This window comes from Allobosea sp. P4_C6 (assembly GCF_056402015.1).
Genome location: NZ_JBFUIF010000069.1, coordinates 1 through 12315, shown reverse-complemented (window position 1 = coordinate 12315; position 12315 = coordinate 1). Strand labels below are relative to the sequence as shown.

Here is a 12315-nt window from a genome sequence, read left to right as displayed (position 1 = left end):
CCGAGAACACCGAAGAGGACTCCCGATCGAACCGCCGCCCAATCGAACTCATCGACTCGCCGGCCTTCCAGCGATCCCAGATCTCAGCCCGCTGGGCCGCCGAATAGTAGATCCGCCGCCGCTGCTTCATCACCCACGCTCCATCTCCAAAGGAAAAGTAGCGTGTTGCGATTACCGATTGAGACCACCCTGCAATGCGGACAGACAGGTCCGTCGCGCCAGACCAACGTCTCGAGCGAGAGGAAGGCGGCCTGTTCGTCGTGCATGCGGACGGCGTTGGGCATAGCCAATCTCCGGCGCACAGGGCACCAGCCTTTACCAAGCCACCTCCTGGGTCATGAAAAATCAATGAACCGGTTAACGCAGGGTAACGATTCAGCACATTGACCCAACAGCCCCTTCGTGGCTGTTTATAGACACCAAGCAGCATTCAGGAAAGAAAAAATACTGAACYCGAATTTGCCTGCTTAGATTCATACAGCGATCGAATTCAGCAATCCGATGGAATCGGATTTCCATAATATCGGATCATTATAGAATTAATCCTTCAACGCGACATTTCTCGCGAACGATAACTATTGAATTCAACAAACTTTAATCGTCAAAATACATAAAATACTTCTTAAAATCCAAACTTATTACCGAAATAACAACTACATAGGAGGCATAAATGGATTAAATCAGATCGGATAACATCGAAAATTGGATGTATATCGTTACGCTAGACGGTATCCATCCTTGTAAACCGCATAAAACCAATCGACATCGCTGAAACCGGACCGCGCACCGCAGAAGAGAGGCGCACCGGACCGCATCGATGTCTCCTGAACGCACAGGAGCGTGTCATGGGTAGCCACAACAATCCGCAGCCTTCGCACCACGACGACGACAACGACCCGACACAGGGCCAGTTGCAGGGCCAGGCCGAGTTGCAGGGTCAGCTCCAGGGTCAGGCCGAGCTTCAGGGCCAGGGACAGGGTCAAGGCCAGGGACAGGGCCAAGGTCAAGGCCAGGGTCAGTCCCAGGGTCAGTCGCAGTATGCCGGCCAGGTCGCCGCGCAGGCCGTCGACACCGACGTCTGGAATTCCGCCAGCAACGCCAATGAAAACGGCAACCTGAACGGCAACGTCAACTATAACGAGCTGGACAATCAGGTTACCAACCAGGTCGACAACTGCGTGAATGTCTCCGTCAACGTCGACCTCAGCCTCGAAGGTGCAATCACCGGGCCGCAGGACAACGAAGCGATCGACATCGACTCGATCTACGGCATCACCRATTCCATCGTGATGCCCGACGTGGTCACTCAGAACGTCTATGAGGGCAACAACTTCAATATCGATCAGATCAACAACCTGACCGATAACGACACCCTCAGCGGCGCCTCGGTGAGCTACAGCTCCGGCGGTGTCTCCGATGCGTGCTGCTGGGATCCGTGCGGCTCCGACGCGAACTCGGTCGGCGACTTCACCATGACCGCGACCGCCACCGGCGGCAGCGCGAGCTCCAGCCTCGGCGCGCTTACCAGCGACGATGGCGACTTCGGCGGCGCCGGCGCGGCTTCGGCTGCAGCCTCGCTCACGCAGGAAGCCTTCACCCAGTCGATCGTTCAGGGTGCGAACATCCAGTTCAACTCGATCGAGATGACTGTGGGCAGCGGGGACGCTCTCGACTCCCTGTAAGCACTGTCCGAAGCGAAGCGACCGCGCGGGGCCCTCCCCGCGCGGTTTCCGCTCCCGCCTTCCCCTTTCTGCGCGCCATGCGTTTGAAGTGTTCCCGTCCGGTGCGAGCTGGACGCGGCGGAGGATCGTGCCATGCAGCCCGGCGGCTTCACCGAAACGATCTGGCAATTCATCGGCTATCTGCATCTGTCCGACTCCGTCGCCCGGACGCCGGTGTTCTATGACGGTGAGGCGCCACCGCCGTTTATACCCGAGGACCTCGATCCGTTCCGGGAGCCGCTCCGCGGGCTTGCCTTCGACGAACTCGTTTCGGTTCCAACGACGGTTCGCGAAATGCCGGCACCGGACCCGCACAGCAGTTTTACACCTTTATCGATGCCGGCCAGATTCGGCGTGCCCAGCAAGATTCTGCCCGTCGTTCCACAGCCCCTGAAGCCGATCCCGCATAATGCCGAGGACATCGGATCTTCGGTGGGCTTCCGCTCCGCTCAGCGCGAAATCACCGTCGAGTATCGCGACGCCGACGGCGAGGGTCTGTATCAGATCAAGCAGATCAACGTCGCGAGCGACCAGGATCTCATAACATCCGATGCGATCACCTATGCCGACGGCAGCGTCGTGATCCCGGCTGAACTGCATCTGGAGGGCGAATTCGCTTCGCTCATCGATCGGGCCGACGATATCGCCCCCGCCGGCATCCCCGACATGACCGCGGCGCTCCAGATCGGAACCGACGACGTCATCGCCATGGTGTCGGCTCGCGACGCGCTCTGGGCCGAGACGGGCAACCCGAATCCGGACGGCAGCCCCGCTGAGACCGCCCCGCAAGGCCGCATTATCGATGGCGTTGCCGGCGCGCCCGAACCTTACGCGCCGACCTTGCTGGACAGCGCACCCTGGCGCCCGGACGAGCCGCCGGCCCAGACCAGCACAACGGCGACGCTCGATGCCGCGGGGCCCACCGGCGGCGTGGGGACGCTCGCCGAGACCGGTCTCAACAAACAGATCAATGCCGCGGAGATCGTCGACCTCAACGAGGGGGTCGGCTCCATGATGGTCGRCGGGGACTACTTCTACAGCCGCGGCATCGTGCAGGCGAACATCCTGGTCGACAATGACCATGTCGACATCGCCGTCTCCGGCACTCTCGACGCCGTCGTGAAGACGCAGGGCAACGAGGTTCACAACATCGCGGAGTTCATCACGCATCAATCGACGATCGACGTGCGCGGTGCGGCCGGGACGTCTCACTGGGTCGTCGATGTCCTGTCGGGCGATTTCTACGACGTGAAAGCGATCGTCCAGTTCAACGGTCTCGACGACAACGATCGGACGGTTCAAAGCGAGTCCGGCGTCTATTACAATCTCGGGACCGGCGGAAACGAGCAGATCAATCTGACGAAGATTTACGGCATAGCCGATTACGACATCATCATCATCGGCGGAAACTACCATCGCGCCGACTGGATCTACCAGTACAACATCATGCTGGATCCCGATTCAGCCAAGCTCTACAGCACCGGCGGCGAAGAAGACGGCACGACCGTCACGACCGGTTTCAACAGCCTGACCAACAAGGCCACGATCGCGAGCTACGACGCGCCGGCCTTCAAGCCGATGCTCGACGCCCATCACGAACTGATCGATCAGCTTGCCGGCGGCGCAACCATCCTCGCCCCGGACGCCGACTGGCACTTCTACGGTGGTGCCTCGGGCACGCTGAAGATTCTCTACGTCGCGGGCGATTACTACGACGCCAACGTCATCACGCAGGTCAACTTCCTCATCGACGGCGATCAGAGCATTCAGGCCAGCGCGCATGCGGACACCGAACAAGGTGTGGCCGCAGGCGGCAACAGCGCGCTCAACGAAGCCTACATCGTCGACCCCGGGCTGCTGTCGACCTCCAATTATCTCGGCGGCGAGGCCTATGAAGAATCCGTGCTGATCCAGGTCAACATCGTCACCGACAGCGACACGGTGAAGATTCATGACACCAGCACGCTCGTCCCCGAGCTCGTCGCCTTCGCTGAACAGGCCACCAATGAGCCTGAGCCCGAATGCCGGCACGTCAATGTGCCGGACCCGGCACAGCACGACCATCTGACGTCGAACATCATGGTTTGAAGCAAGAAGAACGAGACGGGGTAAGGGGCATGAGCGAGAAGAACGAAGCATCGCCATCCGCGGCGCCCCTGGCCGGCCCTGCCTCGGTGCGGATGGTCGGCTTGCCGCAGGCTGTCGGGCTGGCCGCCGTCAAGGTCGAGGGCACCGCCAATGCCAACAGCCGGATTTCTCTGGTCCCGGCCGGCGCGCCCGCATCGCTGCCGCAGCCGGCCGCTCCCCACGACCCGACTCTCCCCCAGGAAACCGCGCCCCAAAGCCGCGCAGAACACAGCGAAGCCCGCATCGACGGACAGCCGGCATCCGATGTCGTCACGCTGCGTCCGAAAGTGGATTCACAGCCTCCGAAAACGGCCCTCGAGGGCGGCCGCGGCAGCAAGGGGCCAGGCGGCGGAGGAGGCGGTGGCGGATCGGGAGGTGGAACGCCTATCGAGCAACGGCTCGGTGATCGCGACTTCAAGCAGGTTCTCGGCGCGGGCCTCGGCGGCACACGGCACAACCTGACGGTCGTCGCGCTGTTCTCGATCGTGGTGAACACGCTCGTCCTCGCCGTGCCGATCTATCTCTTCCAGATGTCGGACCGCGTGCTGACGAGCCGCAGCGTCGATACGCTGGTGATGCTCTCGGTCATCGTCATGGTGGCGATCGGAGCCCATGTGCTGCTCGACATGGTGCGCCGCTTCATGCTGATGCGCGTCGCGGTCGATGTCGAAACCCGGCTTGGCGGGCCGGTGCTCGCGGCCGCCGCCAAGGCCGCCCAGACGGGCTCCAGCCGCGAATTCCAGACGCTCGCCGATCTGCAGCAGATCCGCAGCTTCCTGACCGGTCCGGTCATCCTCACCATGCTCGATGCACCGACCGCGCCGATCTATCTGCTGGCGGTCTACCTGATCCATCCGCATCTCGGCTACATCGTGACCGTCGCGTCGGTCGTGCTGTTCCTGGTCGCCTATCTCAACCAGCAGATCACGGCCGCGCCCTTCGCACGAGCCAGTGCGTTTTCGACCCGCGCGAATCTGCAATCGGAAGCGATGTCCCGCAACGCGCAGGTCATCAACGCCATGGGCATGATCCCGGAGGGCGTCGTGATGTGGGGGCGCGAGACGGCGGAATCCCTCAAGGCGCAGGTCAGCGCGCAGGATCGCAACATCCTGATGACCGGTACCTCCAAGTTCTTCCGCCTGGGAACGCAGGTGGCGATGCTGGGCTGGGGCGCGATGCTCTCGCTCGAAGGCCAGTTGACGGGCGGCATGGTGGTCGCGTCCTCCGTCGTCGCCGGCCGCGCCCTTGCCCCGCTGGAAGGCACCATCGAAGGCTGGCGCAGCTTCATCCATGCGCGCGCCGCCTATCAGCGCGTCAAGGCGCTGCTCCAGGCCTCGCCGCTCAACCTCGACCGGCTGAAGCTGCCGAACCCCAAGGGCCGGCTCGATGTCGAGCGCGTTCTCTACGTTCCGCCGCCGAACAAGAAGGTCATCCTCAACGGCATCAGCTTCAGCCTGGAGCCGGGGGATTCCCTCGCCATCGTCGGCGCTTCCGGCTGCGGCAAGTCGACCCTGGCGCGCATGCTGGTCGGCTCGATCAACCCGACCGCCGGCACCGTCCGGCTAGACCGGATGGAGCAGCGCAACTGGGATCCGCGCCAGTTCGGCGAAAGCGTCGGCTACCTGCCGCAGGACGTTCAGCTCTTTCCGGCCTCGATCAAGGCCAACATCGCCCGCATGCGCGACGATGTCGCCGACGCGGATGTCTTCGAAGCCGCAGAGATCGCCGACATCCACGAGATGATCGCCCAGTTCGCCCATGGCTACGAGACACAGATCGGCATCGACGGCGCTCCCCTCTCGGGCGGGCAGAAGCAGAGGCTGGGCCTGGCGCGGGCCTTCTTCGGCAATCCGCGGCTCGTGGTGCTCGACGAGCCCAACTCCAATCTCGACGCACTGGGCGAGGCCGCCCTCGCTCGCGCTTTCGAGCGGGCCAAGTCTCGCGGCATGACGGTGGTCGCCGTGACGCAGCGCCCTGCCCTGCTCCGCAGCGTGGACAAGATCATGATGATCAAGGACGGCGCGGTTCAGGCCATCGGGGCACGCGACGAAATCCTGCCGATGATCGTTGGACAGCGCAGCATCGATGGCGGCGCGCCCAAGCCACACTGACAAAACCGGCATTCGAAGCCGGGGGCGACGAGGGAACGGAGTGGGGAAATGGCAGGGCAGCTGATATCGCAAACCTGGTATGCCGACGTGCCGCGCAGTACCCGCACGGCGACGCTGAGCGGCGTCGTCATCGTCGTCGCGACGGTCATGGGCTTCGGCGTCTGGGGCAACACGGCCCCGATCGCCGGCGCGGTCATCGCGACGGGCGTGTTCGTCACCACCGGCCAGAACAAGACGATCCAGCATCTGGAAGGCGGGGTGATCCGCGAGATCCTCGTCCATGAGGGCGACGTGGTCCATGTCGGCCAACCCCTGGTCAAGCTCGAAGACACCTCCTCCCGCGCCGAATTGCGCCGCCACGAGCTCAAGCTCTTCCGTCTGGAGGCGATCGAGGCGCGGCTCCGGGCGGAGGTCGTCGGCCGAACCGACTTCTCCTTCCCCCAGCATCTGGTCGACAGAGCCAACGACCCCGACATCGCCGTGCTTATCGCGGCGCAGCGGATCGCCTTCCGGGCGCGGCAGAACAATATCGCGAGCGAAATCGCCGCCCATCAGAAGAGCATCGACGCGCTTGAGGAGAAAGTCACCGGCAGCAAGGTGCAGCTCGCGGGAGTCCATCAGCAATCGCTGCTGCTGAAGGAGGAACTCGAAGGCAAGCAGGCGCTGCTTCAGCGCGGCTACATCCGCAAGCCCAACGTGCTCTCGCTCCAGCGTCTTGCCGCGAACCTCACCGGCGAGGCCGGGCGCATCACCGGCGATATCGGCGATTCCCGCGAGCGGATCGCCCGCTCGCTGGAGCAGATCGACGGCGTCCGCAAGAACGCCCAGAAGATCGCCTCCGACCAGTTGCAGGAGATCAGCGCCGAACTCAACGACGTGCGCGAGCGCATCCACACCGTGAAAGGTATCCTGGACCGCTCGAACATCGTCGCTCCGGTCAAGGGAACGGTCGTCAAGCTGCGCTATCACACGGCCGGCGGCGTCATCGAAGCCGGCAAGAACATCATGGAGATCGTTTCGCTGCAGGATGAGCTCATCATCGAGGCGCGCGTGCGTCCGCAGGACATCGACAAGATCAAGCACAGCCAGCTCGCCACGGTTCGGCTCACCGCCCTCAATCAGCGCACCACCCCGATGGTCAGCGGCCGCGTCATCTACATCTCCGCCGACGCGCTGCCGGACGAGAAGCAGCGCGCCTATCCCGGCGTACCGGATCTCTATGTCGTGCGCGCCCGCCTCGACCCGAAGAGCTTGGCCGGCGTCCACGACTTCCAGCCGACCGCGGGCATGCCTGCCGACGTCTACATCCAGACGACCGAGAGGACCTTCTTCGAGTATCTTCTGCAGCCGCTCAAAGACAGCATGGCGCGCGCCTTCCGCGAAACCTGATCTCGCAACATCGACCTGCGGCATCGCCTCTGCTGGTCGCGACGGCGGTTTCTCCGAGCTTCCCAGGCCTCGGGGAAACCGTCACCCACCTGTCAAATGGCACGACTATTGCGACGGCTCCCGCAACGGAGACGAAGCATGCTGCGCCATTGGCCGAACGACGCGAAAGCCACGATCGCCCTGATCGCCGTCTCGGCGATCTGCATACTGGGCTGGCTCGCGGATATCGGTCTCTGAGCGCCTGCCTTCGCTTCTCGACACCCCTGTCGCGCGCCGCCGGCACGTTCTAGATTACGGCCCGCATCGAATCGAACGGTTGGGCCATGAAGCGCATCATTCTCCTCGCCGGCCTTTTGGGGCTGGCTCTCTCGCTTTCGGGCTGCGACAAATGCGGGAATTTCGGCCCACTCTTCGGCCCCTATGACGGCAAAAGCTGCGGTGGCGGCCAGTCGACCAGCTAACGGGATTGCGCAAGCGCATACGGGAATCAAAAAAGGCCGGGGGCGACCCCGGCCTTTGTGCTTGAAGGCGCTGTTTAAGCGAAGGCTCAGCCGCGCCGGCCGATCAGCGACCAGCCCGCCCCGGCGATGCAAGCCGTGAGCGCGATCTTCAGCGCCTCGCCGAGAAGGAAGGGCTGCACGCCATAGGCGAAGGCCTTTGCTAGACCGACCCCGGTCGCGCCGCCCGTCATCTGGGCGCCGAAGGCGAGCCACAGGCAGCCGATGGCCAGGAGCGCGAGATCGGCGAGGACCAGCCCGCCGACCAGCCGCAGCAGCGACGCACCGCGCTGGGCCGCCCAGCCGGCGATCGCCGCCGCGACGATGAAGCCGACCAGGAAGCCGCCGGTCGGACCGACGAGATAGAGCGGGCCGGCAACGACCGGCGGCGTGTTGGTGAAGACCGGCAGCCCCACAAGTCCGTAGACGATGTAGAGCGCCATGGTCGCAGCACCGAGGCGGGCGCCATAGGCGGCCCCGAGGCCCAGCACCGCCAGCGTCTGCAGCGTCATCGGCACGGGCCAGAACGGAACCTTGATCTTGGCCGCCGCGATCAGGAGCAGGCTGCCGGCGAAGGCCAGCGCGACGTTGCGCAGCATGGCCGAGCGCGTGTCCGCTGCGGGAAGGAGCGTACCGGCGAGCGTCGGCGCTTGCATGGGGATGGTATCAGCCATGGGCTTGTCGTCCTTTCCCGAAAAGGCCGCGCGACGCGGCCGCTTTTGCGTCTATAGGAAATGCGGCAGGGCCTCACAAGCGGACAGGCTTTGCGCGGATAGGCAGCCGGTTTGACGGAATCGGCACAGGCTCGGACGAGGCGTGCAGAGATGGCGGACGAGATCGAATTCGACAGGAGCGCGACCACGCCGCCCGGCGAGGTCGCGACGCTTTCGCCGCTCGTGCGCCGGGTCATCGCCGGCAATAGCGGGCCGATGACCTTCACCGGCACCTGCACCTATATCGTCGGCCACGGCACTGTGGCGGTCATCGATCCCGGTCCCGATGATCCCTCCCATGTCGAACACCTGCTGGCCGCTCTCCGCGGCGAGACGGTCAGTCATATCGTCGTGACGCACACGCACCGCGACCACTCCCCGGCCGTTCCGGCGCTCAAGGCAGCCACCGGCGCGCGCGTGGTCGGCTGCGGGCCGCATCGCCTCTCCCGCGAGCTCGGCCCGGGCGAGGAGCGTGTCCTCGATGCCGCCGCCGACACCGCCTACGTGCCGGAATGGCTGATGCGGGACGGCGACGCCGTTTCCGGTCCCGGCTGGAGCCTCGCCGCGGTCGAGACGCCCGGTCACACCGCCAATCACCTGGCCTTCACCCTCGCCGAAGAGGAAACGCTGTTCTCGGGCGACCATGTCATGGCCTGGTCGACCTCGGTCGTCGCACCGCCCGACGGTTCGATGGCCGCCTATATGGCCTCGATCGAGAAACTGCGCGGTCTCGAGCATGCCCGCTATTGGCCGGGCCATGGCGGCCCTGTCACCGAACCGCAGCGTTTCCTGCGTGGCCTCGTCCAGCATCGCCGCCAGCGCGAGGCCGCGATTCTCAGCCGCCTGGGGCAAGGCGACGAGACGATCGCGGCCATGGTGACCGCGATCTATCAGGGCTTGGCGCCGGCGCTGCACGGAGCGGCGGCGCTCTCGGTACTGGCGCAGCTCGAGGATCTGGTGCTACGAGGCGCCGTCCAGGCCAGCGATGCCGTGCCTGCCCTGACGAGCCGCTACCGTCTCACCTGAACCGCCTGTTCAGCGATTCTCCATCAGCAGCTCGATCTCGTCGGAGAATGCGGCGATGCGCGTCGCGTTGACTCCGAGATCGTGGCTGCCCAGCCGTGAAGCCGAGCGAATGTCGATCCGGCTGCCGTCGACGCGCGGCCTGACCCGGATCGTGATGTCCTCCGAGAAATGCAGCATGCGGCCGCGCGCGACCGCCTCGATCCGCCCGGCCCCGCTGCGCCCGCCCGGCCGGGTCGTTTCCAGCACCTGCCAGCCGAGCCCGGTCGCGGCGCGGCGCGCGACGTCGAAGGCGATCTCGGCCGGAACCTCCAGGAGAATGGGCACCGCCTTGGGATAGGCTTGGCGCTGCAGGCGCCTGCGCTCGGCCGGCACATCCGGTGGCACGCGCCCGGCCCTTGCCGTCTGCGCTATCTGCGACCGACTGAAGGCAGGCGGGTCGTCGATATCGGTCGAGATATCAGCCAGGGCGGGCCTGGTCACGAGCTTCACCGCGACATAGCCCAACGGCACCAGCAGGACCAGCGACAGCAGCATCGCCCAGGCCGCCTTGCCGACGCCGCGATGGCCGGACTGCCAGATGCGGATGAAGGCGAGGATCGCCAGCCCGAGCGCCGCAAAGACGAAGACATAGGCACCGGCGACCGGCGCGAGCCCTTCGATGCTCGGCTCCCGCAGCCGGACGAGCAGCAGCGACAGCAGCAGCACCGCGAGCGAGAACCAGGCCAGCCGCCGGCTCCAGATGGCCGCGCGTGAAACCGGTTCCTCGAAGACGAGACGGCGATGCATCGTTCTTAGGTGACGCCGCTACGAGCGGAAGGCAAGCGGCAGAGGCAGCTAAGCGCAATCTTAATCAAATCGGCCGTAACTGGGCGGGAAAGAGGCATCGGCCGCGCCGGGTCGCCTCTTCCGCCTGCGCCACCGCCTTCCAGCCGCACGCCTCTTCGAGCCTCGCCGTGAAATTCTTCCCCTCTTCGATCCAGAACTACCTCGTGGCCACCATGGCCTGTCTTTGCGTGCCCGGCATCGGTGCGCTGGCCTACATGGCGGAGCAGTCCATCATGGAGGTGAGGACCAACATGCGGCTGGCCGAGCTGGTCGAGGCCGACAAGGCGCTGCTTCTCACCGGCAACATGATCCGCACCGCGCGCGGCCAGGCTCAGACCAGCATCCAGGTCGCGGATGATCCGGCCCCGATGCTGAAGCAGATCGAGCAGGCCAATCGCGCCCAGATCGCCGAAGCGGTCGCTCAGCTCCAGGAAACCGATCTGCCGAACCGCAAGGAGCTGATCGCCGGCATCCAGCAGGAGCAGAAGCTCACCGACGCCAGGATGGCTGACCTCTATGCCGAGGCCGGCAAGCCGAAGGCGCAGCGCAGCCTGGCCGCGACCATGCCCTGGTACAACGGTATCGGCGCGATCGAGGGTGCGATCGTCAAGGCTTCCGACGAGACCTCCACTGCGGCCCGGCTGGCCGACCCCGTGCTCGCCGACCTGCAGGGCTTCAAGTCCGCCGGCTGGGACGTGCGCTCGAACTACGGAACGCAATGCTCGGTGCTGCGCCCGGCCTTCAGCTCGAACAAGGCGATGGATGCGGCACAGCTACGTCGCATAGGCGAGTTGCGCGGTGTTTCCAACGCTTCCAGGGACACCCTCAAGCAGCTGGCGTCCCGCCCCGGCGTCGGCAGCGAACTCGTCCGGAAGATCGGTGTCATGTCGGCCGAGGTCGATGCCTCGAATCGCAAGATGGACGAGTTGATCGGCAAGCTCGGTCAGGGCTCTGGCCCGGTCATCGCGGCCGAGGAATGGACAAAGCAGTGCAACGCCCCCTTTGAGGCGATCATATCGGCCGTGACCCAGTCGCTCGACGACATGATCACGCGCACGAACCAGAAGCTCAATCAGGCCTGGGTCAAGTTTGGCATCGTCGGCTCCCTGCTTGCCGCTTTGCTTGTGATTTGCGTCCTGAGCTGGCGCGGCGTGCAGCGTCGCGTAGCCCGGCCGCTGATCTCGCTGAAGTCGGCGCTCGACGGCATGCAGCAGGGCGATTTCGCGCAGGCCATTCCGCCGGCCCCCTCGCCCGACGAGATCGGAGCGCTGAGCCGCGCGCTCGAAACCTATCGCGAGAACGCATTGGCGCTCGAGCAGAACCGGCGCGATCGCGATCTCGCCATGCTGGCCGACGCCGAACAGGCTGCCCATGTCCAGAAGCTTCTCGGCGAAGTCGCGACCATCGTCGCCGATGCCCGCGACGGCAATTTCTCCGGCCAGGCGCAGGTCGGCGGCATGGAAGGTCCGCTCAAGGAGCTCGTCGAGGGCATCAACGAGATCAACATAGTTGTTGATTCTGCGACGACGGAGTTTGCGCAGGCTTTGTCGGCGATTGCGGGCGGGGATCTGACCAACCGGGTGGAGACCGCCTATCGCGGCCGCTTCGCCGATCTCAAGGGCGCGATCAACGAGACGGTGGACCGGCTCTCGGCCACGGTCGCGACGATCCAGACCACCTCGGCCGATGTCGGGCTCGCGGCGCGCGAGATCAACATGGGCGCCGACGACCTCTCCAAGCGCACCGAGGAGCAGGCGAGCTCGCTCGAGCAGACCGCCGCCACCACCGAGGAGCTCGCAGCCTCGGTCAAGGCCTCGGCCCAGGCCTCGAAGGATGCCGCCCGCATCGCCGACGAGGCCATGCAGGCCGCCCAGTCCGGCGGCGCCATCGCCGGCCAGGCGGTCGA

Annotated in this window: 10 protein-coding genes; 7 read left to right on the top strand and 3 right to left on the bottom strand. The window is 64.9% G+C overall.

All coding sequences use genetic code 11. The annotated features are described in order from the left end of the window. Nucleotides 1-83: 83 nt before the first annotated feature. A complete protein-coding gene (locus tag AC1DVA_RS24675) occupies nt 84-266 on the bottom strand; it encodes a transposase (RefSeq protein WP_476807608.1) in 183 nt (60 codons plus the stop codon). Between the two features lie 579 nt (nt 267-845). On the opposite strand from AC1DVA_RS24675, the gene AC1DVA_RS24670 reads away from it, so the two are divergent. From AC1DVA_RS24670 to AC1DVA_RS24650, 5 genes are all read left to right on the top strand, one after another. Beyond that, complete coding sequence (locus AC1DVA_RS24670; RefSeq protein ID WP_476807607.1) at nt 846-1682, top strand: hypothetical protein; 837 nt, start codon at nt 846-848, stop codon at nt 1680-1682. A gap of 132 nt (nt 1683-1814) precedes the next feature. Continuing rightward, complete coding sequence (locus AC1DVA_RS24665) at nt 1815-3809, top strand: hypothetical protein (RefSeq protein ID WP_476807606.1); 1995 nt, start codon at nt 1815-1817, stop codon at nt 3807-3809. 29 nt (nt 3810-3838) lie between these two features. Beyond that, entirely contained in the window at nt 3839-5959 is a 2121-nt protein-coding gene (locus AC1DVA_RS24660; protein ID WP_265054703.1) for a type I secretion system permease/ATPase, read from the top strand. A 48-nt stretch (nt 5960-6007) separates the two neighbouring features. Further along, nucleotides 6008-7348, top strand: coding sequence for an HlyD family type I secretion periplasmic adaptor subunit (locus AC1DVA_RS24655; RefSeq protein WP_476807605.1), 1341 nt, complete (start codon nt 6008-6010; stop codon nt 7346-7348). A gap of 323 nt (nt 7349-7671) precedes the next feature. Then, on the top strand, nt 7672-7809 hold the full coding sequence (locus tag AC1DVA_RS24650; RefSeq protein WP_187640068.1) for a hypothetical protein: 138 nt from the start codon (nt 7672-7674) through the stop codon (nt 7807-7809). An 86-nt stretch (nt 7810-7895) separates the two neighbouring features. On the opposite strand, the gene AC1DVA_RS24645 is transcribed toward AC1DVA_RS24650, so the two are convergent. Beyond that, nucleotides 7896-8519 carry a biotin transporter BioY gene (locus AC1DVA_RS24645; protein WP_265054705.1) on the bottom strand — a complete coding sequence of 208 codons (624 nt, stop codon included), beginning with the start codon at nt 8517-8519 and terminating at the stop codon, nt 7896-7898. A gap of 150 nt (nt 8520-8669) precedes the next feature. Here AC1DVA_RS24645 and AC1DVA_RS24640 point away from each other — a divergent pair, with 150 nt between their 5' ends. Then, on the top strand, nt 8670-9584 hold the full coding sequence (locus tag AC1DVA_RS24640) for an MBL fold metallo-hydrolase (RefSeq protein WP_476807604.1): 915 nt from the start codon (nt 8670-8672) through the stop codon (nt 9582-9584). A gap of 9 nt (nt 9585-9593) precedes the next feature. Here the strand turns inward: AC1DVA_RS24640 and AC1DVA_RS24635 are convergent, their stop codons facing one another. Beyond that, nucleotides 9594-10370, bottom strand: a complete 777-nt coding sequence (locus AC1DVA_RS24635; RefSeq protein ID WP_265054707.1) for a DUF1499 domain-containing protein — start codon at nt 10368-10370, stop codon at nt 9594-9596. A gap of 167 nt (nt 10371-10537) precedes the next feature. Here AC1DVA_RS24635 and AC1DVA_RS24630 point away from each other — a divergent pair. Beyond that, nucleotides 10538-12315, top strand: a 1778-nt coding sequence (locus AC1DVA_RS24630) for a methyl-accepting chemotaxis protein (RefSeq protein ID WP_476807603.1), incomplete at its 3' end; no start/stop codon positions are given.